A 24,458-nucleotide genomic window follows, 5' to 3' on the forward strand; every position below is an offset into this window, starting at 1 on the left:
GAACCTTCAGGAAAGTCTTGAGAACTGCCCCAATTCCTTGGGCTTGAGCCGCACCCGCAGGCGGCGCAAGGGGCCAAGCGTGTCGCTCTCCCCCGCATCCTCCTCGGCCAGCACTTCGCCATGGGCGTGAAGCCAGGCGATCCGTCGGCCATCGGCAAGCGGAACCGTGAGACTGACCTCGCGCGCCGCGCCGGTCAGCAGGCGCGCAAGCTCGGCCTCGAGCCGCTCCACCCCCTCCCCCGTTGCCGCCGAGACCATCACCGCCCCCTGCCCCGCGGCGGCCTCGGCCAGTTCCGCCCGGGCCGGAGGTGGCAGAAGATCGCACTTGTTCCACACCTCGAGGATCGGAACCGTACCCGCCCCGGTCTCGCGGTCGGCAACGCCAAGATCGGCGAGCACCTCGATCACCTGCTTCTTCTGCGCTGCGTGGCTCGGGTTGGCCATGTCGCGCACGTGGCAGATCACATCGGCGGCGGTCACCTCCTCGAGCGTGGCGCGGAAGGCCGCGACCAATTGCGTCGGCAGATCGGAGATGAAGCCCACGGTGTCGGAGAGGATCGCCTTCTCCACCCCCGGCAGGCTGATCGCCCGCATGGTCGGATCGAGCGTGGCGAACAGCAAATCCTCTGCCATCACCTGAGCGCCGGTGAGGCGGTTGAACAGGGTGGACTTGCCGGCATTGGTATAGCCAACCAGCGCAATCACCGGCCAGGGCGCCCGCTCGCGCCGGTCGCGGTGGAGCTTGCGGGTCTTGCGCACCTGATCAAGCTCGCGCCTCAGACGCGCCATGCGCTGGCGGATCATTCGCCGGTCGGCCTCGATCTGGGTCTCGCCCGGCCCGCCGAGAAAGCCGAAGCCGCCGCGCTGCCGCTCAAGGTGGGTCCAGCTGCGCACCAAGCGGCTCTGTTGATAGTCGAGATGCGCCAGTTCCACCTGCAGGCGCCCTTCTGCGGTGGCGGCGCGTTCGCCGAAGATTTCGAGGATGAGGCCGGTGCGGTCGATCACCTTGCGTTTCAGCCGATCCTCGAGATTGCGCTGCTGGATCGGGCTGAGCGCGCCATCGACGATCACCAGTTCGGCTGCGTGGAGTTCACACCAGGCCGCGATATTGGCCACCTGGCCCGAACCGAACAGGGTGTTGGGCTGTACCCGCCGCACCGGCAGGATCGCCGCATGGGCAATGACAAGGCCGATCGCCCGCGCCAACCCCTCGGCCTCGGCGAGGCGCTCGGCGGGCGCAAGGTCATGGTGCTGGGTGCGGATATCCGGGCACAGCACCAGGGCCCGCGCCCCGCGGGTCACCTCATTGGCGTGGTCGGCGGAAAAGCTCAGTCGCCGGCCCCATCATCGCTCGCCGGCGCGTCATCATCGGCAACGGTGAGATCAACCGGCGCTGCGGGCTGAATGGTCGAGACGGCGTGCTTGTAGGCCAGTTGCACAGCCCCATCACGCTCGAGCAACATGCAGAACAGGTCATAGGCGACAATCCGGCCCTGGAGCATCACGCCGTTGACGAGGAACATCGTCACCTGCACCTGCGCCTCGGCGACGCGGCTCAGGAACACGTCCTGAAGCAGCCGCTGTTTCTTCCCGCCTGCCGGGACGATGAACTGCGCCGGATCGAGCGCCTGGCCGGGCATGATCGTGCTGATCGCGTGCTTATAGACCAGCTGCGATTGGCCATCGCGGCGCAGCAGGATCGAGAAATTGTCAAACCAGGTGACGATCCCCTGCAGTTTCACGCCCTTCACCAGAAACATGGTGACCGGCACCTTGTGCTTGCGCAGCAGGTTGAGAAAGGCGTCCTGCAGGTTGCCGGGCCGCGCGCCGGGGCCGCTGGTGCCGGGCCCGGGGATGGGGCGCGCTTCGGCCGGTGCCGCGGCACGCGCAACCGGACGGGGAGAGAGCGTTCGTCCGCTGGCCATCGTCTAAGCTCCTGTTCTTGGCGGCCGCCCTTGCGGTCCGCAGGTCAGGCGAGCCGTCCACCAAGCCCGCCAGAGTTGCATAATGGCGACTCGAGCCGGCTGCGACAAGGTGTGATTTTGCCGCGACTTTGCCGCGCGGCGCTGCGCGCTTACCCCTCGCCGTCGCGCCGATCGGCCATGCCGAGCAGCTTGAGCTTGCGGTGCAGCGCCGAGCGCTCCATCCCGATGAAGCTCGCGGTCTTGGAAATATTGCCCGAAAAGCGGCGGATCTGGATCGCCAGATATTCGCGCTCGAAGCACTCGCGCGCTTCGCGCAGCGGCACGCCCATGATCGCCGAGAGGCTTTCGCTGGCAAGCGCGATCTGACCGCCGATGATCTCGGGCGGGAGCATGTCCGGCTCGATCCTGGCCAGCTTCTCGCGCGGGGTCATGATGATGGTGCGCTCGACCACGTTCCTCAATTGGCGGACATTGCCGGGCCAGTCATAGGCCTGGAGCGCGGCGATCGCCTCGGCGGAAAGTTCGGGCGGAGCAAGGCCCTGGTCGGTGGCATAGCGGGTGAAGAAATGCTCGGCGAGCGCGGGGATATCGTCGCGCCGCTGGGCGAGCGAGGGGATCGACACCGGCACCACGTTGAGCCGGTAGAACAGATCCTCACGGAAGCGCTTTTCCGCCATCTCCACGTTGAGATCGCGGGTGGTGGAGGAGACCACGCGCACATCGACCCCGATCTGGCGGGTGCCCCCCACCCGCACAAAGCTCTGGTCAGTCAGAACGCGCAGGATGCGCGCCTGAGTGGACAGCGGCATGTCGGCGATCTCGTCGAGATAGAGCGTGCCGCCGTCGGCCAGTTCGAGCAGGCCCGGGCGCACCAGCTTGCCACCCGATTCCTCGCCGAACAGCTCCTGCTCGAAGCGCTCGGGGGTGATCCGGGCGGAATTGACCAGCACGAAGGCATTGTTGGCCCGCGGGCTCCAGGCGTGGAGCAGGCGCGCCGCCACTTCCTTGCCGGCGCCGGGAGGGCCGGAGATCAGCACCCGGCTGCCGGTGCCGGCCACGCGCTTCAAGGTCGCGCGCACGGCGTTGATCGCAGGCGAATTGCCGGTGAACTCGGCATTGCCCCAGCTGCCTTCCCGCAGCCGGCTGTTCTCGCGCCGGAGCCGCTCGGTCTCAGTGGCGCGGGCGACCAGCAGCAGCAGGCGCTCGGCCTCGAAGGGCTTCTCGATGAAGTCCATCGCCCCGCGTCCGACCGCGGCAACCGCGGTGTCGATGTTGCCGTGGCCGGAGAAGATGATCACCGGCAGGTTGGGCTCGCGCGCCTTGATCGCATCGAGCAGTTCGAGCCCGTCCATCGGGCTGCCGTGGAGCCAGACATCGAGCAGCACCAGGCTCGGCCGGCGCTCGTCGATCGCGGCGAGCGCGGCGGTGCTGTCACCCGCGGTGCGGCAGACATAGCCTTCATCGCTGAGCACGCCTGCGACCAGTTCGCGAATGTCGCGCTCATCATCGACGATCAGGATTTCAAGCGCCATCGGCTCATTCCTCGGATGCGTGGAAGGTTGTGGGACAACGCGCGCTCATGCGGCACCCGCCTCGGGAGGCTGGGGATTGCGGGCGAAGCGCAAGGTGACGCGGGTGCCGCCGCTCGGCGCGCTGGCAAAGCTCATGTCACCGCCATGTTCATCGACGATCTTGTTGACGATCGCGAGGCCCAGCCCCGTGCCCTTTTCGCGGGTGGTGACATAGGGCTCGACGATCCGCTCACGGTCGGCCGGAAGGCCGATGCCATTGTCCTCGATCGTCACGCTGATCGCATCGCCATGATCGCTCAAACTCACCGCGATCTCGCCGGCATAGGCGCCCTTGGCCTCGGCGGAGCGCGCCTCGACCGCTTCGACCGCGTTCTTGAGCACGTTGGTCATGGCCTGACCGAACTGGTGGCGATCGCAACGGATCTCGCGGTTCGACAAGCCCGAAGCGTTCACGCTGAAGGCGATGCCGGTATGCGCGACCTCCTGCAGGAACACCGCCTGGCGCACGAGATCGAGCACGTCCTCGTCGCGGAACACCGGCTTGGGCAGGCGGGCGAAGGAGGAGAACTCGTCGACCATCTTCCTGAGGTCCCCCACCTGGCGCACGATGGTGTTGGTAAGGTCGTCGAACAGCGCCTGATCGGCCGCGTCCACCTGGGTGCGATAGCGGCGCTTGAGCCGCTCGGTCGCGAGCTGGATCGGGGTGAGCGGGTTCTTGATCTCGTGCGCGATCCGCCGCGCCACATCCGACCAGGCCGCCTGACGCTGGTCGAGCAGCTGGCGGGTGATATCCTCGAAGGTGATCACCTGGCCCTCGCTTCCCGGAGCCACCTTGACCGCCAGGGTCAGCAGTTCGCTGCCCTTGGCATGGGTGATGATTGCGCGCTCCTTGCCCTCGCTGATCAAGCGGGCAAGTTCGGGCGAGAGCGTCTCGAGCGACTGGCCGATCATCTCACCGCTCGAAGCCGGGCTGTCCTCCGGCCCGAGCAGCCGCTGGGCCGAGGAGTTCATCAGCGTCACCTCGCGCGCGGCGTTGACCGAGATCACCCCGGCGCTGACCGATTCGAGCACCGCCTCGGTGAAGGCGCGGCGATCATCGATCTGGCGGTTGGCATTCATGAGCGCCCGGGTCTGCTTTTCGAGCTGCGCGGTCATGCGGTTGAAGGCGCGGTTCAACAGCCCGATCTCGTCAGCCCCGGTGCGCCCATCGATCCGCAGCGCGAAATTGCCCTGCCCCACCTTGCGCGCCGCGGCGACCAGATTGGTGAGCGGCTCGACCTGGCGGTCGGCAAAGCGCAGCGCAAACCAGATCGCCAGGCCCACCAGCAGCAGGCTGACCGCCACCAGCGCGATGTTGAAGCGCAGCTGCAAAGTGCGCGCGCTTCCGGTGAGCCGATTATAAGCAGCGACGATCGATTGCGCGCGCGACCAGGAATTGAACATCGTCTCTTCGGTGGTGCGGGCGTTGTAGAGGTAGATCCCGCTCACCGGATCGATCGGCACCAGCGCCTCGATCCGCTCGGGGCTGCCCACGACCACGGCAAACTCCCCCTTGTCGAGCCGCGGCAGCGCGGCGCGGCTGAAGGCCAGCGGGCTGTTGTCCTTGGTGAGGTTGAGGATCGCCGCGGTGCGCAGGGAGCCATCGCCCATGCGCTGGAGAATGGCGCTCTCGGAGATCTCGCGCGCCTGGGCCTGATAGGCGTAGAAATCGGGAAAATCGGGATCGGTGATCGGCACCCGCGCAAGGATGTCGCGCATGTCGGTGGCCATGGTGATGGTGTTCTGTTCGACATCGCGCTGGTTGGCGTCATAATAGTTCTGCGCCAGGGCATTGGCGTTTTCCATCAGCCCGCGCGATTCATCGGAAAACCAGAAATCGACACCCGACTGGAACAGGAAGGCGGCAAAGCCCGCCACCAGCAGGGTGGGCACCGCCGCCACCAGCGAGAAGAAGAACACCAGGCGCACATGCAGCCGCGCAGTGCTGCCCGCGGCGCGCCGCAGCGCGAGACGACGTCCGATCAGCACCAGCAGCGTCATTGCCGGTACCAGCGTTGCCATCAGCAGCACCGAGACCTGCATCGTCGGCAGGAGATCGTCGGGCCGGGCGGAGCGGTCGTAGGCGGCATAGGTCGCCGCCACCGCCGCCACCAGCGCCACCACGCAGGCAACTTCAAGCCAGAGGAAGACATTGGCCCGGCGTGCCGCCACCAGCGCACGCCGCCACCAACGCGGCGGGTGCCGGGTGGGCGGAGTGGGCGCGCTGGGAGCAGAGCGATGCATCGTTGCTACTTTACAACAGCGGTGTGGCATTCATGCAAGGGCAAAGTGTTGCCTGCCCGCCCCTGCCGTGCCGATGCGCGGTGCCTCAGGACGAGGCGAAACGATCGGGCTCGAGCCCAAGCTCGCCGATCCGCTTGCGCAGGGTGTTGCGGTTGATCCCGAGCAGCTGGGCCGCGCGAAGCTGGTTGCCCCCGGTGCGCCCGAGGGCGTATTCGATCAGCGGCTTCTCGAAGGCGGCAAGGGCCCGGTGATAGACTGCACCCGGCGGCGGTGCTTCGGCGGCAAGCCAGGCGCTGAGCGCCGCGCCAAAGCCACTGGCGGGCTCGCCCGGCTGGCCGGCGGGAGCGATTTCCGGGCCGATGATGTCGCTCACTGCCGCGGCATCGATCCGCTCCTCGCGCGCCATCAGCGCCAGGCGATAGATCACATTACGCAGCTCGCGCACATTGCCGCGCCAGCTGCGGGCCTCGAGCAGGGCGATGGCATCGGCGGTCAGGTGCCGGCGCGGCAGCCCATCCTCGGCGGCCTTGATGAGAAAGTGCTGGGCCAGCGCGGCGATGTCCTCGCGCCGCTCGCGCAGGGGCGGCAGGTGGATCGGTACCACGTTGAGGCGATAGAACAGGTCCTCGCGGAAGGTACCGGCGGCGATCATTGGCGCCAGATCGCGGTTGGTGGCGGCGATGATGCGCACATTGACCGCGATTTCCTGCCGCCCGCCCACCCGGCGAATGCGCCCCGATTGGAGCGCGCGCAGCAGCCGGGTCTGGGCCTCGGCCGGCATGTCGCCGATCTCGTCGAGAAACAGCGTACCGCCATTGGCCTGCTCGAACTTGCCGATCGCCTGGGCGATGGCGCCAGTGAAGGCGCCCTTCTCGTGGCCGAACAGCTCGCTTTCGATGAGATCGGAAGGGATCGCGGCGGTGTTGACCGCAACGAATGGGCCGGTGCGGCGGTTGCCAAGCTCGTGGATCGCCTCGGCCACCAGCTCCTTGCCGGTGCCGCTCTCCCCGGTGATGAGCACGGTAAGATCATTGCGCAGCACCCGGGTGATCATCCGATAGACCGTCTGCATCGCCGGGCTGCGCCCGACCAGCGGCATGGTCTCGCCCGTGCCCACGGCCGCCTCGCCCGGCTCGCCCCCATGCGCGCGCGCCCCGGCCGCCTGGCGCACCGCCTGCACCAGCTCGTCTAGGTCAAAAGGCTTGGGGAAATATTCGTAGGCCTCGCTCTCGCTCGCCCGCACCGCGGTGTCGAGCGTGTTCTGCGCCGAAAGCACGATCACCGGCATCTCGGGCGCGCGTGCGCGCACCGCGGCAAGGCTCGCCAGCCCATCGCCATCCTCGAGAATGACGTCGGTCAGCATCACCCCGAATTCGCGCTGCGCCAATTGCTGGTCGCGCGCCGCGATGCTGGTGCAATGGGCGATGGCAAAGCCCTCGTCCTCGAGCGCGGCGATGATCACCGTGGCAATCGCCGGATCGTCCTCGACCAGCAGGATCGGCAGACGGTTGGGCATGGGCTCAGGCCGCCGCGGGTGCCTGCGGCAGGTGCAGGCGGAAATGGGTAAGCCCGGCGCGCGCATCGCGTTCATGGCTGACATTGCCGTTCATGTCGCGCACCAGCTTGCGCACCAGCGACAGGCCCAGCCCCTGGCCCGAAGGCTTGGACGAGACGAAAGGCTCGAACACGTGGTCGCGCAGCGCCGGATCGATCCCGGGGCCATTGTCGGTGACGGTGATCTCGATCGGCAACGGCACCGCCCGGCCATTGCGGATAGCGCTGAAGGCCAGCCCGCTGACAAAGCGCGTCTGCACCGTGATCAAGCCCGCGCCGCCCTCGCCGCGCACCGCGTCGCGGGCATTGGAGAGCAGATTGATAAGCACCTGTTCGAGCGCGTCGCGATTGGCCAGCACCGGGGGGAGCGAGGGATCGAACTCTTCGCGGATCTCGATCGCCTCCCCTGCGGCCTCCGCGGCGCGCAGCGTCGCCACTGCGGTGCGCACCGCCTCATGAGGGTTGCAGGGGGCAACCGGCCCGGTGCGGGTGCTGCCCAGCTGCTGCATCCGATCGATCAGGCGGGCGATGCGGTCAACCTCGTCGGTGATCATCCGCGCCAGCTTGCGATCGACATGGGGCAGCTTGCGCGCAGCCAGCTGCGCGGCGCCGCGGATGGCGGCGAGCGGGTTCTTGATCTCGTGCGCCAGCACCGCCGGGGCGCCGAGCATCGCCTCACCGCTGCCCGGGGGCGCGCTGTCATCGTGCCCCAGCTGCGAAAGCGTCACCACCCGCCAGCCCGGATGGTGCGGCAGGGGCGAAACGGTGAGGTTGACCCTGAGCTCGTTGCCCGAGAGCCGCACGGCAAGATCGCGCACCACGAGGCCTTCCTCGCCCGCCGCAAGGCGCGCCTCGACCCGCGGGTCGAGCGGACCGAGCCGGTCGATGAGGCGGGTGCCGATGAGGCGGCTGGCGCTGGTACCGATCAGATCCTCGGCAGCGTGGTTGACCTCACGGATACGGCCCTCATCGTCAATCAGCAGCAGGGCGAAGATCAGCCCGGCAATCTGCGCACGGGCATCGGGGTGCGCTGCCTCAGGTGCCTCGGGCGGTTCGGCCGGATGGGTCGCCAAGGCTCAGGCCGCCTCGCGCAGCAGGAAGGGTTCGTAGAAGCGCGCGATCTCCTCCAGCACCGCGCCCGCATCCTCGAGGAAATTGACTCGGTTGCGAAACTCGGCCGAACCGTACAGCCCCTTGGTGTACCAGCCCAGGTGCTTGCGCGCCATCTTCACCCCGGTCTCGCGCCCATAGTGATCGAGCATCCGCTGATAGTGCTCGACCACCAGACGATATTGCTCCTCGAGGCTTGGGCCAGGCAGCGCCTGGCCGGTGCGCCACCAATGCATCACCTGCGAAAGCAGCCAGGGCTTGCCGTAGGCGCCGCGCCCGATCATCACCCCGTCCGCGCCCGAAAGCTCTAGCGCGCGGGCGGCATCGGCAATGGTGCAGATATCGCCATTGACAATCACCGGGATGCGCACCGCCTCTTTGACCTTGCGCACGAAGGCCCAATCGGCATGGCCCTTGTACATCTGGTTGCGGGTACGGCCATGGACGGTGACCATCTGCACCCCGAGATCCTCTGCGATGCGGGCAAGCTCGGGCGCGTTGAGGCTGTCATGATCCCAGCCCATGCGCATCTTGACCGTCACCGGCACCTTGACCGCCTTCACCGTCGCCTCGATCAGCCGGATCGCCAGCGGCACCTCGCGCATCAGCGCGCTGCCGGCATATTGGCCGACCACCTTGCGCACCGGACAGCCGAAATTGATGTCGATGATCGCCGCGCCATTGCCTTCCTGAAGCTTGGCCGCCTCGGCCATGCTGTTGGGATCGCAGCCGACCAGCTGCATCGAGACCGGCTCCTCGATCCGGTCCCAGGCGGATTTCTGGCGCGACTGGCGGGTTTCGCGGATCGCCGCCTCACTCGCCACCATCTCGGTGACATTGAGGCCCGAGCCATAGCGCCGCACCAGGGTGCGGAAGGGCAGGTCCGTCACCCCCGTCATCGGCGCAAGCAGCACCGGCTCGGCCACGCACACCGGGCCGATGGCGATGGGCCGCAGGGGCGGAGGGGCGGGAAGCGCGGTCATGGTGGAAGCTTGCCTAAAATATGGGCAGGCGCATAATGGATTGCCCAAGGCCCGTCCAGACCCTAAGCGAGCCGCTGCGATGGAGACCGCCGCCCCCCTTCCCGCCTTTGCCGCCGTGGTCGTGGCGGCCGGCAAAGGCCTGCGCGCTGGCGGAGAGACCCCGAAACAATTCAGGATGTTGCGCGGGAGGCCTGTGCTCCTGTGGTCCATCGACAGCCTCGCACGGGCGGGCGCCGATGTGATCGTGGCGGTGGTCAGCCCAGAGCATGAGGATGCCGCGCGCCAGGTATTGGCGGGCACGCCGGGCGTGCGGATCGTTCGTGGCGGGGCGACCCGGCAGGAATCGGTGCGCGCCGGGCTTGAGGCGCTGACGACGAGCGCGCCCGCGCGTGTGCTGATCCACGATGCCGCGCGCCCCGATCTGCCCCATGGCGTTATCGCCCGCCTGCTCGCCGCGCTCGCGCACCATCCCGGGGCGATCCCGGTGATGCCGGTGGTGGACAGCCTCGCGCGCGACGAGGGCGGGCTGATGGCGGGCAGCGCCCCGCGCGAGCGCCTGCGCCGGGTGCAGACCCCGCAGGCCTTCCGCTATGATGCGATCCTCGCCGCGCACCGCACCTGGCAGGGCCCGGCCGATGCCGGCGATGATGCTCAGGTGCTGCGCGCGGCCGGGGGCGCGGTGGCGCTGGTCGAGGGGGACGAGCGGCTCAAGAAGATCACCTTCGCCGAGGACCTGATGGACGAGAGCGCCCTTCCCCCCTGCCGCATCGGTCAGGGCTTTGATGTGCACCGCCTTGCCCCGGGCGAGGAACTGTGGCTTGCCGGGGTGCGCATTCCTCATGATCGAGGGCTTGTCGGCCATTCCGATGCCGATGTCGCGCTCCATGCCATTACCGATGCGGTGCTGGGTGCGATCGGGGCGGGCGATATCGGCACCCACTTTCCGCCGAGCGATCCGCAGTGGAAGGGTGCGCGTTCCGGGCGCTTTCTCGAACATGCCCTGGGCCTTGCCCGCGCGGCGGGCTATGCGGTGGGCAATGTCGATCTGACGCTCATTTGCGAGGCGCCCAAGATCGGCCCCCACCGCCCTGCGATGCGGGCCGAGCTGGCGCGCCTGATGGGCGTGGATGAGCCTGCGGTCAGCATCAAGGCGACCACCACCGAAAGGCTCGGCTTTACCGGCCGCGGCGAAGGCATCGCCGCCCAGGCCATCGTCATGCTTCTGCGCACAACCTGAGGGACCCTGCCATGACCCGATCGCTCCTTGCCCCCGTGCTTGCCTTTGCCGCACTGCTCACCGGCGAGGCTGCTGCGGCACAAACCCAGGCCTGTGTCGCGCCCGCCGATCTCGGCGACGGCGTGGTCTATGCCATGCCGATTGCCTATGAGGCGGTGCGCAGCGCCTGCGCCAATCGGCTTGCGCGCGATGGCTTCATCAGCGCCCGCGGCGAAGGCTTCATCACGCCCTTCAGGGCCCGGCAGGACGCGGCCTGGCCCGGCGCCTTCCGTCTACTCAAGACCTTCATGGCGAGCGATCCCAAGAATGCCGGCAATGGCGGGCCGGATATGCTCGCCATGCTCTCGTCGATGCCCGAGGATGCGCTGCGGCCCTTCGTCGATGCTATGATCGGCCAGGTCATCGCCGAGGAGATCAAGGGCGATGATTGCAGCCGTATCGAGCGCGGGGTGGAACTGATCAGCCCGCTGCCGATCGAGAATGTCGGTGGCCTCGTCGCCTTCATTGCCGAAATGGCCGATCTCAAGAACCCCTCGATCTGCCCGACCGCTGCTGGCGCGCCGAGGAAGTGATGGCGGCTCACCTTCTGCCTGACGACATCGCCGCTCTTGCCGGACGGGTGATTGCCGAGAATGCCGCCGCCGGGCGCGTGGTGACCCTCGCCGAAAGCTGCACCGGCGGGCTGGTGGCCGCGGCGCTGACCGAGATCGCCGGCTCGTCGGCGGTGCTCGATCGCAGCTTCGTGACCTATTCGAACGAGGCCAAGATGGAGCTGCTGGGCGTTGCCGCAGACATTATCGAGACCTTCGGCGCGGTCTCGGTGGCCTGCGCCTGGGCGATGGCCAAGGGCGCGCTCGAGCGCTCGAAGGCCGATGTCGCCGTGGCGATCAGCGGGATTGCGGGGCCCGGCGGCGGCACCGCACAAAAGCCGGTCGGAACGGTGGTCTTTGCCCGCGTCACCCGCGAGGGCGAGGCCGAGCCCGAGGGCGAGCTCAGGTTCTTCCCCGGCGGCGAAGGCCCCGATGGCCGCGCCGCGATCCGCCGTCAGGCAACGCTCTGCGCGCTCGAGCTGCTGCTGCCGTAAAGCTGCGCCGCGCGCGCCTCGAAGGCCTCCACCATCTTGCGGAAGGCCTTGTCAAAATATTGCCCGGCGAGCTTTTCAAACAGACGGTTCTTGAAAGTGAAATCGACCATGAAGTCGATCTCGCAGCTATGCGCATCGATCGCCCGAAAGGTCCAGACATTGTCGAGATCGCTGAGTGGCCCATCGACATAGTGGACATCAATCTCACGCGGGCAGGTCTTCTTCACCCGCGAGGTGAAGCTTTCGCGGATCGCCTTGAAGCCCACCACCATGTCAGCCAGCATCTCGGTGTCCGAATTGCTGCGCACCCTGGTGGCGATCACCCAGGGCAGGAACTCGGCGTAGCGCCCGACGTCCGCCACGAGGTCGAACATCTGTTCGGCGCTGTAGGGCAGGCGGCGGGTCTCGCGGATGCCTGGCATCAGGCGCCTGCCATGGCTCCGCCGCGCGCCAGCTTGGCCTCGCGCGCCGCGCGCATCTGGGCAAAATCCTCGCCCGCGTGATAGCTCGAGCGGGTGAGCGGGCTCGAGGCGACCTGCAGGAATCCCTTGGCCCGCGCGATCACGCCATAGGCGGCAAAGGCCTTGGGGGTGACGAATTCCTCGACCTTGGCGTGCCGCGGCGTGGGTTGGAGATATTGGCCCATGGTGATGAAATCGACATCGGCGCTGCGCATGTCGTCCATCACCTGGTGCACCTCGAGCCGCTGTTCACCAAGGCCAAGCATGATCCCCGACTTGGTGAAGATCAGCGGGTTGTGCGCCTTGACCTCCTCGAGCAGGCGCAGCGAGGCATAGTAGCGCGCGCCGGGGCGGATCGTCGGATAGAGCCTCGGCACGGTTTCGAGATTGTGGTTGTAAACGTCCGGGCCCGCCGCGCAGATCATCTCCACCGCGCGGCGCATCTTGCCGCGGAAATCGGGGGTGAGGATCTCGATCGTGGTCGTCGGCGTGGTGCGGCGCAGCGCTTCGATCACCTTGACGAATTGCGCAGCGCCGCCATCGGGCAGGTCGTCCCGGTCAACCGAGGTGACGACGATATGCTCGAGCCCCATGCGCGCTGCGGCGATGGCGACATGCTCGGGCTCGAGCGGATCGACCGCGCGCGGCATCCCGGTCTTCACGTTGCAGAAGGCACAGGCGCGGGTGCAGACATCGCCAAGGATCATCACCGTGGCGTGCTTCTTGCTCCAGCATTCGCCGATATTGGGGCAGGCGGCCTCCTCGCACACGGTGTTGAGATTGAGCTCGCGCATCAGCCGCCGGGTCTGGTGATAGCCCTCGCTCACCGGAGCGCGCACGCGGATCCAGTCGGGCTTGCGCTGGCGCGCGGGGCGCGCTGCGGGTGGCGGCGTGCTGGCAAGATCGTTCATGGGTGCCATTTAGGCGCCAAGCCGCCCTGCCGCAAGCGCGGCGCAGCGCCTTCCATCAAGGCCCTACCCCCACAAGCGAAGGCGCGCGCCGGATCGCCCCGACGCGCGCCTTGTCGTGAAGCGGTAAAGCGGTTGCTTAGCCGCCGGAGGCCGCAGCGCCTTGCTGTGCGGCATAGGCCGCCCACAGCCGCGCCACGGGCAGCCGCGCGCCGCCAACATTGGCGAGCGCCTCGCGCGCCCCGGCGATGTCACCGGTGCCGATCAGCGCCATGCCGAGCCGGGTGAGCACGTGATCGCGGTCCACCCCGGCCATGCCGAGCGCCTTCTGATAGAAGCCCGCGGCCTTGGCATTCTCGCCATTACTCAGAAACACATCGCCGGCGGCCACCACCGTGCGCAACTGGGCGCTTGCTGCATTGGCATCGCGCTCGAGCCCGACCATCTCCGCTCTTTCGGCCCCGGCCCGGTCGCTTGCGAGGCGATACTGGTCATCGACGAAGCTGTCCGATCCGCGCGGGATGGTCCCATTGGCGTAGGCCTCCTCGATCACCGCCTTCACTTCACCCGGCAGGCGCCGCGCATCGGCGGACTCGATATAGGCGATGTAGTCGTTCTTGCCCTTGAAGGTGCCGATCTTGCGCCCGAGGCGCAGCAGATCGAGCAGCGGCTGGGACTCGAACTCGTTGAGGTTGCGGGTGAGGTTGACCGCATCACGCCAGCTTTCGGGCGAGGGATAGTCCGTCACCCAGCCCGCCGCGAACTCATAGACCTGCGGCACGATCTCGTTGGTGTAGGCGACCGAGACCGCGCGGCGATACCACTTCAGCGGCACCTCGCTGCCGGCAGCTTTGCGTGCGGCAATCAGATCAGCAAGGTAGGTGAGGCCATCGGCATAGCGTTCCTCGCTGAAATAAAGCTCGGCATAATTGAGCCTGAGATCGTCGGTCGAGGCATTGGGCGAGCTGAAGCCGAGGTCGATCGCGGCCTGGAGATAGGCGCGTGCCTGATCAAATTGCTTGCGCCCCGTCGCGATCTGGAAGCCGACGACGTTGAAGCGGGCCGCTTCGGCCTGGGCCAACTTGCCGCTGGACAGCATCAGGTCGATGCCCTCGATCTCCAGATCCTCGTCCTTGGCGGTGATCCCGGCATTGAAGATCATTGCGCCAAGCGCCTGCTTCTCGTCTGCCGACTGGGCCAGCGGCTTGAGTGCCAGCAGCTGCGGCTTGAGTGCAGGAATATCCGCACCGGGAGCCTCCAGCGCCTTGTTCAGCGGTTGATAGGCAGCAAGAAACTCCTTGGAAATGACAGGCTTGGCCGCGCCCTTGGGCTCGTCCTTCTTCTTCTGCGCCATGGCAGGATCGGCAAGGCCGGGCACAGTCAGCACCGCTCCGCCCGCAGCAAGCGCAAGCGCCAGAGCGAAGTGACGAGCAAGACCGGCCGAGCGGCGGCGAAGCGAAGTGGGCTTGATCACGGGGTCCTCCAGCAAATACCCGGCAGAAAGACCCTGAGGGCGCCTCCTGCCACAACCATGGCGCAGCCTTTGAACGGCTCACGGCCAATTTGCAATCGCCGCTAGGCGGGCGGTGCTGAACCGGCTTTGAATGGCCGCCCGGCGCAGGCAGCGCCGCATCAGCGCATATGTGGAAAAATTGGCAGCGTTCGCGGCCTGTTCCGTGGCTCTAGTGGCGAAATCACGGCCAAGCTCCTAAATGGGGGGGGACCCGGCCGCTCGCGGCCGCTTGGCGCCGCAGCGCGGCGCATCGAACACGAACAGAAACGGCCCCAGCCTTGAGCGACGATACCGATATCCTCGATTCCCCCGCCCCTGCCCCGATGGGCGCCTTCGAACGCATCGACATCGTCGATGAGATGAAGTCGAGCTACCTCGACTATGCGATGAGCGTGATCGTCTCCCGGGCGCTTCCCGATGTGCGCGACGGGTTGAAGCCGGTTCATCGCCGCATCCTCTTTGCCAGCCAGGAAGGCGGCTTTGTCGCCGGGCGTCCCTATCGCAAGAGCGCCAAGATCGTCGGCGACGTGATGGGCAATTATCACCCGCACGGCGATGCGGCGATCTATGATGCGCTCGCACGCATGACCCAGCCATGGTCGATGCGCCTGCCGCTGATCGACGGCCAGGGCAATTTCGGCTCGATGGACCCCGATCCCCCGGCCTCGATGCGCTACACCGAGGCGCGCCTTGCCCGGGTGGCAAGCGCGCTGCTCGACGATCTCGACAAGGACACGGTCGATTTCCAGGACAATTACGACGGCAGCCGCAAGGAACCGACGGTGCTGCCGGCGCGCTTTCCCAACCTGCTTGTCAACGGCGCGGGCGGGATCGCGGTGGGCATGGCCACCAACGTGCCGCCCCACAATCTGGGGGAAGTGATCGATGCCTGCCTTGCCTTCATCGACAATCCGGACATCACCTCCGAAGATCTGATCGAACATATCCCCGGGCCCGACTTTCCCACCGCACCGCTGATCCTTGGCACCCAGGGCGCGCGGGCGGCCTACACCACCGGGCGCGGGTCGATCCTGATGCGCTGCCGTCACGAGATCGAGACCGGCCGGGGCGAGCGGCAGAGCATCGTCTTCACCTCGATCCCCTACCAGGTCGGCAAGGCGACGCTGGTGGAAAAGATCGCCGAGGCGGCCAAGGACAAGCGCATCGAGGGGATCGCCGACATCCGCGACGAATCCTCGCGTGAGGGCGTCAGGGTGGTGATCGACCTCAAGCGCGATGCCACGCCCGAAGTGGTGCTCAACCAGATCTGGCGCCACACCCCGGCCCAGGCCTCCTTCCCGGCGAACATGCTGGCGATTCGCGGCGGGCGGCCCGAGGTGCTGACCTTGCGCGACTGCATCAGCGCCTTCATCGCCTTCCGCGAGGAAGTGATCACCCGCCGCACGAAGTTCGAGCTCGCCCGGGCGCGCGAACGGGCGCATATCCTGCTTGGCCTGGTGGTGGCGGTCTCCAACCTCGACGAGGTGGTGACGATGATCCGCGGGGCGGCCAACCCGGCCGAGGCGCGCGCCCGGCTGCTGGCCAAGGAATGGCCGATCGGCGAGATCGCGCCCTATATCCGCCTTGTCGAGGCGATCGAGCCGAGCGCGGCCGAACTTGGCGGCGCCTATCGCCTGTCCGAGCGGCAGGTGCGGGCGATCCTCGAGCTGCGCCTCCACCGCCTCACCGCGCTGGGGCGCGACGAGATCGGCGACGAGCTTGCCGGGCTTGCCCGCGCGATCGAGGAATATCTGGCGATCCTCGGCAACCGCGCGCGGCTCTACGAGGTGATGCGTGCCGAGCTTGCCGAGATCAAGGCGACCTACGCCACCCCGCGGGTTTCCGAGATCGCCCCGCCGGTCGAAGGCTTCGAGGATGAAGACCTGATCGAGCGCGAGGAGATGGTCGTCACCGTCACCCACGATGGCTATATCAAGCGCACCGCGCTTGCCGCCTTCCGCGCCCAGGGCCGCGGCGGCAAGGGCCGCTCGGGCATGGCCACCAAGGATGAGGATGCGGTGGCCGAGCTGTTCGTCACCTCCACCCACAATCCGGTGCTGTTCTTCACCAACACCGGGCGGGTCTATCGCCTCAAGGTCTGGAAGTTGCCCGAGGGCGGGCCGGCCACCAAGGGGCGCCCGATGGTCAACCTGCTGCCGCTCGGCCCCGAGGAGCGGATCACCAAGGTGCTGCCCCTGCCCGAGGATGAAAGCTCTTGGGCGCGGCTCCACATCGTCTTTGCCACCGAGCAGGGGATGGTGCGGCGCAACGCCATGGATGCCTTTGCAAACATCCCCACCGCGGGCAAATATGCCATGGGCTTTGTCGAGGGTTCGGGTGACCGGCTCGTGGGGGTGGCGCTGCTCCGGGAAGATCAGCACATCTTCCTTGCCAGCGACAGCGGCAAGGCGATCCGCTTTGCCGCGACCGAGGCGCGCGAGACCAAGAGCCGCACCGGCATCGGGGTGCGCGGCATGAGCCTCAAGAAAGGCGGCAAGGTGGTCTCGATGGCGGTGCTCGAGCCTTTCACCGCCGATCTCGAAACCCGCGAGGCCTATCTGCGCGCAGCGCCATGGAAGAACAATGATGCCGCCCCCACCCTGCCGCCCGAGCAGATGGCAGCGATGGCGGCAGCCGAGGAGTTCATCCTCACCGTCACCGCCAATGGCTATGGCAAGATCTCCTCGGCCTATGAATATCGCGTCACTGCACGCGGCGGACAGGGCATCACCAATATCGGCGTGCCCGAGAGCAACCCGGATCGCAATGGCCCCGTGGTGGCGAGCTTCCCGGTGCGCCACGGCGCGCAGGTGATGCTGGTGACCGATCAGGCCAAGCTCATTCGCCTCAGTATCGACTTGCGCCACCTTGTCGAAGGCGGTTTTGGCCAGCCTCCCAAGGGTATCGCGATTTCGGGCCGCGCCTCCTCGGGGATCCGCCTGTTCAACGTCGCCGAGGGTGAGCACATCGTCGGCGCAGCACTGATCGATGCGGACGAGGCGGACGAGGCACCCGAAAGCGCGAGCGCCCCGCCCTCTACCTGACCGGCTGTTCGCCGCGCAGGCATTGCACGATCCCCGTGGCGATCATCACCTGCCCGGCATAGTAGAGCGGCCAGATGAGCAGATCGGGCAGCGGAGCCAGATCGAAGGCGCCCATGCGCGCAAAGATCAGCCAGTCGCTCACCACGAACAACACCGCCCCGCTGCCCACGCGGTAGCGGGGATAGTGGCTCATCCACGCCGTCGCAGCCATGGCGCCGAGGAACAGCGCATAGATCGCCGCCTCGCTGCGCGCGCTCAGCAGCCAGCTTACCAGCGGGGTGGCGACCAGCAGGCCCGCCCCGATCAGCTTCTGCATCGGTGAAGGGCGCGGGTGGCGGTTCCTGAGATAGAGCACCACCGCGACCACATGCGCCGCGGCGAAGAGCGCGCCGCCGGCGCGAAAATCGAGTTCGATCGCCACATCGCCCGCCGCTGCAAGGGCGAGCGCGCCTGCCAGCAGCAGCCCGTCGGCACGGTGGCGGCCCGCTGGCACGCGCAGCAAAACATATATTGCGAGCAGGCCCACGGCCGACCCCTTGGCGATCAGCCCCCACAGGCCCTCGAACACCGGATTGTCGCTGAGCACATAATAGGCGCTCGCCGCGATGATGCTGGCGAGCAGCCACGGTCTGCGCTCGATCAGCGCCTGGTGTGCCATCTTGCGCGCTCTCCTCCCCTTCCTGCGGCCCTGCAGGGCTTGCCGCGGCGCTATCATGCAATTACCTGCCCCGCCATGGCGCCAGCATCATCTGTGCACGACATCCACATCATCGGCGGCGGGCTCGCTGGCAGCGAGGCGGCCTGGCAACTGGCGCAGCGTGGCTTTCGCGTGCGCCTTTCCGAGATGCGTGGCAGCGGCGCCACAACCCCTGCGCACCAGACCGATGGCCTTGCCGAACTGGTGTGCTCCAATTCCTTCCGTTCGGATGATGACACCAGCAACGCCGTCGGCCTCCTGCATCACGAGATGCGGATGCTCGGCAGCCTGGTGATGCGCGCGGGCGAAATCGCGCGCCTGCCGGCGGGCAGCGCCATGGCGGTTGATCGCGAGGTGTTCTCGGCCGAAGTGGAAAGGGCTCTGAGCGAACATCCCAATATCACCATCGTGCGCGAGCGCATCGATGCCCTGCCCGCTGCAGGCCCGACGATCATCGCCACCGGCCCGCTCACTGCGGAAAGCCTTGCCGCCAGCATCGTCAGGGTGACGGGGGCCGAGCGGCTCGCCTTCTTCGATGCGATCGCGCCGATCGTCTATCGTGACAGCATCGACATGAGCAAATGCTGGGTGCAGTCGCGCTGGAACAAGACCACCCATGCCTCGAACGATGGCGGCGACTACATCAATTGCCCGCTGACGCGGGAGCAATATCTCGCCTTCCACAAGGGCTTGCTCGAAGCGGAAAAGACCAGCTTTCGCGAGTGGGAGAAGGACACGCCTTATTTTGAAGGCTGCATGCCGATCGAGGTGATGGCCGAGCGCGGGGTCGATACGCTGCGCTTCGGGCCGATGAAGGGCGTGGGGCTCGACAATCCCTTCGACCGCACGCCCGAATATCCGCAGGGCCGTTGGCCCTATGCGGTGGTGCAGCTGCGGCAGGACAACAAGCTTGGCACCTTGTGGAACATGGTGGGCTTCCAGACGAAGCTCAAATATGCCGAACAGATCCGCCTGTTCCGCACCATTCCGGGGCTGGAGAAGGCCGAGTTTGCCCGGCTCGGCGGGCTGCACCGCAACACCTTCCTCAACTCCCCGCTGGTGCTCGATCGCCAGCTGCGGCTGAGGGCCGCGCCGCATATCCGCTTTGCCGGGCAGGTGACAGGTTGCGAGGGCTATGTCGAAAGCGCCGCGGTCGGCCTTGTCGCCGGGCTGATGGCAGCAGCTGAGCTGGCCGGGCGCGCCTGGCAGCCGCTCCCGCCAACCACCGCGCTTGGCGCCATGCTCGCCCACATCACCGGCGATGCCGAAGCGGAGACCTTCCAGCCCATGAACATCAATTTCGGCCTGTTCCCGCCGCTGCACGAGATCGGCAAGAAGGCGCGCAAGGAAGCCTATACCGCGCGGGCCAAGGCCGATCTGGCGCGCTGGATCGCCGCCAACCGCGAGGTGGTGCCCGCCTGAAGCCTCAGCACTTGCAGGCCGGTTTCTTCGGGGCGGGCTTGGGCGCGGTGGTGGCAAACTCCTGTGGGGTCAGGCGCCCGTCGCCGTCCTTGTCGGCACCCTCGAAGCGCTTCACCGTGGTCACCGCCCATTCCTCGAAGGTCAGGAGGTTGTTGCCATCGACATCGAGTGCGCGAAAGCCCGCGGTGCGGGTGGAGAGCATCTCGTTGCGCGAGATCACCCGGTCGCGATTGCGATCATAGCGGAAGAAGCGCTGTTCCTCGCGCGATAGTTCGCTCACCTCGGGCGGCGCCGGGCCCTTCATCGTGCCCGGATCGGCAATCGGCAACACCTCGGGATCGGTGATGGGCGCGGCGGGCGGTGGCGGCGGGGCGCGGCTCTCGATGCTGGCGCGGCCCTGCCACCAGAACAACCCGATGCCCACCAGCACCAGCGCTCCCAATGCTCCCAGCACGGCCTGCCGCATCGCTCTGCTCCCCGCGTTGCTGACGAGGTTTCTTGAATAACCGCAATCACCTCAGAAAGATAGCGCCCCTGAGCGCGCTCAGCGCGGCCGCCCTGCCTTCCATCAGGGGGCGCCCGCCCCGTGCCAGCGCGCGGCGCCCCAGCGCGGCGAGCACCGCAAGGCCGCGCAGCGCGGCAGGAAGGCGCGCCGGCCGCGCAGCCGCTGTCTGTCCCGCGGCCACCAGCACCGCGCGTTCGGCCGGATCGGAAACCGCGGCGGCGGCATCGGCCAGCGCCCACACCCGTGCCGCTGCCGCCACCGCTTCGGCCACGGCCGGCGGCGCCGCCTCGTTCGGCAACAGGGCAAAGAAGGCGGCGCGCTGGCGCGCGAAGGCCTCGGCCTCATCCGCTCCGATGCGCGGGGCGCTCACCAGCACCTCCCAGCCATCGACCAGCGCGATCAGCCCCGCCTCGCGCCCGGCCCAGTGCTGGCCGGCGTTATCAAGCACGAGATCGCCGCGCGGGCGATCGGCGACCGGCTTGCCGAGCGCCTCACGCCACCACGCAAGGCGCATCTGCCCCAGCATCGGCTCGCGTGTGCGCATCGCGATGCGCGCCAGACGCCGATCAAGCGCAAGGGCGGTAACGAGCCGGGCGCGCAGCGGCGGCGGGCTCCAGGCGAGCGCCATCCGGGCCTCGGGCGGCAGGGGTTCAAGACTGGGGGAATGCACGGCGCAGCCTTTAGTGATGCCCATATAGGTTTGGCAAGCAAACTGTCCTGTGGCGGGACAGCGGCGGCACAAGGGCTTGGTTTGCCTACTTTAACCCTCTGTCAACCATGATCTTTCGCGTTCCGCTTACCAGACTGGCCTATGCGCGGAAGTTGCATCCGGGATGGCGGCGCATGCCTGCGCTCGCCAGCGGGGGAAAGGCATCGATCCGATGGAGCACGAACGGCAAAAGCACGCGACCTTCATGCGCAAGCTGCTGCATGACCGGACCGCGAACACGCTGGCGATCTCCGCCGCAGCGATGTTTCCGATTATCGCCATGGTTGGCAGCGGCATTGATGCCAGCCGCTATTACATGGCGGCCTCGCGCCTTCAGGCGGCCTGCGACTCCGGCGCCCTTGCCGCCCGCCAGGCAATGACCAACGACACCTTCACCACCGCCCACCGCCAGATCGGGCTGAGCTTCTTCGATCAGAATTTCGAGGAGGGCATGTTCGGTCTGGAGGATCGCACCCGTGATTACACCAGCGACGGCAAAGGCGTGGTGATCGGTCAGGCAAGCGGAACCCTTCCCACCAGCATCATGCAGATTTTCGGCTTCGACTCGTTTGAAATCGCGGTAAGCTGCACCGCCGAGATCAACATATCGAATTCCGACATCATGTTCGTGCTCGACACGACTGGATCGATGGCCGAGTGCCCCGATGGCACGCCGTGCAGCTCGGGCCCTGGCTCCAAGATCGTGGCGCTGCGTCAGGCCGTGATCAATTTCTACGACACCGTCGATGCTGCGACTTCAGACAGCGCGCAGGTGCGCTATGGCTTTGTGCCCTATTCACAGCAGGTCAACGTGGGCTTCCAGATCCCCCGTGCCTACATGGCGAGCACCCACTCCTATCAATCGCGCGTCGCACGCTATGACCCCGCGGATTTCCCCAACAACCAGGAGGGGGATGTCATTCTGATTTCCGATCAGGAAGAATGGCTCCCGCGGTCGACCTCGAATTTCAATTCGACCAACGTCGATCACTATCGCTTCCGCACGGATGGCTCGGCCGGCACCACGGCACGCAATTTCTGTCAGAGCAGTTTGCCTGGCACCTACACCGTCACGGTCGGGGGCAAGCCGCAGACCTGGCAGGTCTTTCCCACGCCCCAGATCGTGCTGAACCAATGGTCGGGTGGGTCTTCCAACAACCGCGCTGGTTGCCGTGGCCGCGTGCGCAAGACCCGTACGCTCACCAGCGCCGATGTCACTCCCAAGTTCCGCGAGTGGGTCTATTGCCAGGTGACACCGGGCGAGGCCAACCCCTGCGGGGTGGTCAACCCGCCCAACAGCCCGCCTGGATGGGAATCGGTCAACCTTGCCGATATCTACACCAACAACACGCTGCAGATCCCGGTGGGCACCAACGGTGCGATGACCACCCAGACATGGACCGGCTGCATCGAGGAAGCGGCGACGGTTCTGACCGACACTTATGATCCGATCCCGCCAGGCGCCCATGACATCAACATCAATCTCGTCCCTACCACCGAGGCGCAGCGCTGGAAGCCCTCGCTCAATTCGGCCGTATGGGAGCGGCGCGACGGGGCCAACAACCGCACGACAAATCCGGTCACCGATTCCGAGCGCATCGCTGCTGGCCGCTCGACGACGCAGGACCGACCAGGCTGGTCATGTCCGCGCCCGGCCCGCCGGCTGGCAGAAATGAGCCGCACCGATGTGGTCAATTATGTCAACGCGCTGGTCGCCACCGGCAATACCTATCATGATATCGGTATGCTGTGGGGCGCACGGTTCATCTCGCCGCGCGGCATGTTCGCGGCCGACAACACCAGCGCTCCCAATGGTGATGCGATCGCTCGGCACATCGTGTTCATGACCGACGGTGCGCAGGTCAACAATGTCGAGAACTACTCGACCCACGGGATCGAGTGGTGGGATCGGCGGATCACCGGCGATGGCAACAGCACTCGCGAATTCAACCGCCGGGCGGCGCGCCTGCAGGCCATCTGCCGGGCGGCGAAGCAGGAGAATATCACCGTGTGGGTCGTGGCCTTCGGCACGACGCTGACGCAAAACCTGATCGACTGTGCTTCCCCGGGCCGTGCGTTCCAGGCGAATGACAGCGCCACGCTTAACGCGCGGTTCCAGGAGATTGCCCAGAAGATTGCAGCATTGAGGCTGACGTCATGATGCCGCGTTTCACGCCTTGCGCCGCTTTGCTGCGGCGCCTCACCCGTGAAAGCGAGGGTGCGACGATTGTGGAGTTCGCCTTTGTCGCCCCCGTGCTGATCCTGCTGATCCTGGGCGTCTTCGACATGGCCCACACCCAGTTCACCAACGCGATGCTGAACGGCGCGCTGCAAAAGGCCGGGCGGGACATGACGCTTGAAAGTGCCTTGACACGTCAGGCCGACATCGATGCACGGGTGCGTGACAAGCTCGAGGTGGTCGTCCCTGCCGGCGCCACCATCACCTTCGAGAAATTGTCGCACTTCGACTTTGCCGACATCGGAGAACCCGAGCCGATCCTTGGCGACAACGGCAATAACCGCTGCGACCCGGGCGAGCGTTACGTCGATATCAATGAATCGGGCGCATGGGAGGCAGACCGCGGGAAGACCGGCATCGGCGGGGCGCGCGACGCGGTGCTCTATACGGCAAATGTCACCTATCCGCGGCTGTTTCCCGTCTTCGCACTGGCGGGAATGCCGCGCGATGTTACGCTTCGCGCCTCCACGGTGCTGCGCAACCAGCCCTATGACGAGCAGGATCGCTCCACCATCGAGAGGGATTGCTGATGATGATGGCAGCCCAGGCTTCCACCGTGAAGCGTCGCCGCGGCCTGCTCGGTCGGCTTGCGCGAAACCGATCCGGCGTGGCGATGATCGAGTTTGCCTTCGCCATGCCGATCGTGCTGACCGCCGGGCTGATGGGCGCCGAGACAGCGTTTCTGGTGGTCACCCACATGCAGGTGAGCCAGCTGGCCATGCAGGTTGCTGACAATGCCTCGCGCGTTGGTGACGACACCATGCTTTCGGCCCGCAAGGTCTATGAGCGCGACATTGCCGAGACCCTGATCGGTGCGGAAAAGCTGGGCGAGGGGATCAGCATCTTTGAGCAAGGCCGCGTCATCATCTCGAGCCTGCAGCGCAATGCCCAGGGCGGGCAGTGGATCGCCTGGCAGCGCTGCCGCGGGGCCAAGGTCTATAACTCGGCCTATGGCCGCGAGGGTGACGGCAAGACCGGCACGGGCTTTCCCGGCATGGGCGAGCCGGGCCGGCAGGTCACCGCAGCGCCGGGCACCGCGGTGATGTTCGTAGAGGTCGCCTATGATTATCGCTCGCTCACGCCGGTGAACATCTTTGAAGGCAAGACGCTTACCTACACCGCCGCCTTCAACGTGCGCGACAACCGCGACCTCACCGGCGGGCCGGATGGGAACGGGCTCTACACCGGCGGGCCGGTCGCCCGCTGCAACGTCTATTCGGCGGCGCGCCCGACCTGATCGCGGATCGGGGCG

General features: G+C 66.8%; 21 protein-coding genes. 8 read left to right on the forward strand and 13 right to left on the reverse strand.

What is annotated here, in order from left to right; all coding sequences use genetic code 11:
* Positions 1-6 precede the first annotated feature (6 nt).
* The 7 genes from hflX to dusB all read right to left on the reverse strand — a co-directional run bounded on the left by hflX (position 7) and on the right by dusB (position 9,387).
* Complete coding sequence (hflX, locus tag G524_RS0100965; RefSeq protein ID WP_027442026.1) at positions 7-1,302, reverse strand: GTPase HflX; 1,296 nt, start codon at positions 1,300-1,302, stop codon at positions 7-9.
* Positions 1,303-1,328: 26 nt separating this feature from the next.
* Positions 1,329-1,925, reverse strand: coding sequence for an RNA chaperone Hfq (hfq, locus tag G524_RS0100970; protein WP_027442027.1), 597 nt, complete (start codon positions 1,923-1,925; stop codon positions 1,329-1,331).
* Positions 1,926-2,074: 149 nt separating this feature from the next.
* Complete coding sequence (gene ntrX / locus G524_RS0100975) at positions 2,075-3,457, reverse strand: nitrogen assimilation response regulator NtrX (RefSeq protein ID WP_027442028.1); 1,383 nt, start codon at positions 3,455-3,457, stop codon at positions 2,075-2,077.
* A 45-nt stretch (positions 3,458-3,502) separates the two neighbouring features.
* Positions 3,503-5,740, reverse strand: coding sequence for a HAMP domain-containing histidine kinase (locus G524_RS14585; RefSeq protein ID WP_051220806.1), 2,238 nt, complete (start codon positions 5,738-5,740; stop codon positions 3,503-3,505).
* Positions 5,741-5,825: 85 nt separating this feature from the next.
* Positions 5,826-7,256 (reverse strand): sigma-54-dependent transcriptional regulator, encoded by a 1,431-nt coding sequence (locus G524_RS0100985; RefSeq protein WP_027442029.1) that lies wholly within the window; start codon positions 7,254-7,256, stop codon positions 5,826-5,828.
* Between the two features lie 4 nt (positions 7,257-7,260).
* Positions 7,261-8,367, reverse strand: a complete 1,107-nt coding sequence (locus tag G524_RS0100990) for a two-component system sensor histidine kinase NtrB (protein ID WP_027442030.1) — start codon at positions 8,365-8,367, stop codon at positions 7,261-7,263.
* A 3-nt stretch (positions 8,368-8,370) separates the two neighbouring features.
* The gene (dusB, locus tag G524_RS0100995; protein ID WP_027442031.1) at positions 8,371-9,387 is read right to left on the reverse strand and encodes a tRNA dihydrouridine synthase DusB; all 1,017 of its coding nucleotides are present in this window, start codon (positions 9,385-9,387) and stop codon (positions 8,371-8,373) included.
* Between the two features lie 79 nt (positions 9,388-9,466).
* Here dusB and G524_RS0101000 point away from each other — a divergent pair, with 79 nt between their 5' ends.
* Genes G524_RS0101000 through G524_RS0101010 form a run of 3 tightly spaced genes read left to right on the forward strand, consistent with a single transcriptional unit; the run spans position 9,467 to position 11,708 of the window.
* Positions 9,467-10,624 (forward strand): bifunctional 2-C-methyl-D-erythritol 4-phosphate cytidylyltransferase/2-C-methyl-D-erythritol 2,4-cyclodiphosphate synthase, encoded by a 1,158-nt coding sequence (locus tag G524_RS0101000; RefSeq protein ID WP_051220807.1) that lies wholly within the window; start codon positions 9,467-9,469, stop codon positions 10,622-10,624.
* A gap of 11 nt (positions 10,625-10,635) precedes the next feature.
* Positions 10,636-11,196 carry a hypothetical protein gene (locus tag G524_RS0101005; RefSeq protein ID WP_027442033.1) on the forward strand — a complete coding sequence of 187 codons (561 nt, stop codon included), beginning with the start codon at positions 10,636-10,638 and terminating at the stop codon, positions 11,194-11,196.
* A complete protein-coding gene (locus tag G524_RS0101010; protein ID WP_027442034.1) occupies positions 11,196-11,708 on the forward strand; it encodes a CinA family protein in 513 nt (170 codons plus the stop codon). Before G524_RS0101005 ends, G524_RS0101010 begins: the two co-directional genes overlap by 1 nt.
* On the opposite strand, the gene G524_RS0101015 is transcribed toward G524_RS0101010, so the two are convergent.
* The 3 genes from G524_RS0101015 to G524_RS0101025 all read right to left on the reverse strand — a co-directional run bounded on the left by G524_RS0101015 (position 11,669) and on the right by G524_RS0101025 (position 14,551).
* Entirely contained in the window at positions 11,669-12,130 is a 462-nt protein-coding gene (locus G524_RS0101015; protein ID WP_027442035.1) for a type II toxin-antitoxin system RatA family toxin, read from the reverse strand. The two genes, G524_RS0101010 and G524_RS0101015, sit on opposite strands and share 40 nt — an antisense overlap.
* Complete coding sequence (lipA, locus tag G524_RS0101020; protein ID WP_027442036.1) at positions 12,130-13,089, reverse strand: lipoyl synthase; 960 nt, start codon at positions 13,087-13,089, stop codon at positions 12,130-12,132. The genes G524_RS0101015 and lipA overlap by 1 nt, the downstream gene beginning before the upstream one ends.
* 127 nt (positions 13,090-13,216) lie before the next feature.
* Entirely contained in the window at positions 13,217-14,551 is a 1,335-nt protein-coding gene (locus tag G524_RS0101025; RefSeq protein ID WP_156893970.1) for a hypothetical protein, read from the reverse strand.
* A 317-nt stretch (positions 14,552-14,868) separates the two neighbouring features.
* On the opposite strand from G524_RS0101025, the gene gyrA reads away from it, so the two are divergent.
* Entirely contained in the window at positions 14,869-17,634 is a 2,766-nt protein-coding gene (gene gyrA, locus G524_RS14590; protein ID WP_051220808.1) for a DNA gyrase subunit A, read from the forward strand.
* Here gyrA and G524_RS0101035 read toward each other — a convergent pair.
* Positions 17,627-18,292 (reverse strand): lysoplasmalogenase family protein, encoded by a 666-nt coding sequence (locus tag G524_RS0101035; RefSeq protein ID WP_027442038.1) that lies wholly within the window; start codon positions 18,290-18,292, stop codon positions 17,627-17,629. The genes gyrA and G524_RS0101035 overlap by 8 nt on opposite strands.
* Positions 18,293-18,367: 75 nt before the next feature.
* Here G524_RS0101035 and trmFO point away from each other — a divergent pair, with 75 nt between their 5' ends.
* Positions 18,368-19,753: a methylenetetrahydrofolate--tRNA-(uracil(54)-C(5))-methyltransferase (FADH(2)-oxidizing) TrmFO gene (gene trmFO, locus G524_RS0101040; protein WP_027442039.1), complete on the forward strand. Its 1,386-nt coding sequence runs from the start codon at positions 18,368-18,370 to the stop codon at positions 19,751-19,753.
* 4 nt (positions 19,754-19,757) lie between these two features.
* Here the strand turns inward: trmFO and G524_RS0101045 are convergent, their stop codons facing one another.
* Together G524_RS0101045 and G524_RS14595 are read right to left on the reverse strand one after the other, a co-directional pair.
* Positions 19,758-20,219 (reverse strand): EF-hand domain-containing protein, encoded by a 462-nt coding sequence (locus G524_RS0101045; protein WP_027442040.1) that lies wholly within the window; start codon positions 20,217-20,219, stop codon positions 19,758-19,760.
* Positions 20,220-20,265: 46 nt separating this feature from the next.
* Positions 20,266-20,928, reverse strand: coding sequence for a hypothetical protein (locus tag G524_RS14595; RefSeq protein WP_156893971.1), 663 nt, complete (start codon positions 20,926-20,928; stop codon positions 20,266-20,268).
* A 211-nt stretch (positions 20,929-21,139) separates the two neighbouring features.
* Between G524_RS14595 and G524_RS0101055 the strand changes: the two genes are divergently transcribed.
* The 3 genes from G524_RS0101055 to G524_RS14600 are packed head-to-tail and all read left to right on the forward strand — an operon-like array spanning position 21,140 to position 24,443.
* The gene (locus tag G524_RS0101055; RefSeq protein ID WP_027442041.1) at positions 21,140-23,128 is read left to right on the forward strand and encodes a Tad domain-containing protein; all 1,989 of its coding nucleotides are present in this window, start codon (positions 21,140-21,142) and stop codon (positions 23,126-23,128) included.
* Positions 23,125-23,736 carry a TadE/TadG family type IV pilus assembly protein gene (locus G524_RS0101060; RefSeq protein ID WP_027442042.1) on the forward strand — a complete coding sequence of 204 codons (612 nt, stop codon included), beginning with the start codon at positions 23,125-23,127 and terminating at the stop codon, positions 23,734-23,736. Before G524_RS0101055 ends, G524_RS0101060 begins: the two co-directional genes overlap by 4 nt.
* Entirely contained in the window at positions 23,736-24,443 is a 708-nt protein-coding gene (locus G524_RS14600) for a TadE/TadG family type IV pilus assembly protein (protein ID WP_245561250.1), read from the forward strand. Before G524_RS0101060 ends, G524_RS14600 begins: the two co-directional genes overlap by 1 nt.
* Positions 24,444-24,458: the final 15 nt, after the last annotated feature.

Source organism: Erythrobacter cryptus DSM 12079 (genome assembly GCF_000422985.1).
GTDB classification, from domain to species: domain Bacteria; phylum Pseudomonadota; class Alphaproteobacteria; order Sphingomonadales; family Sphingomonadaceae; genus Erythrobacter; species Erythrobacter cryptus.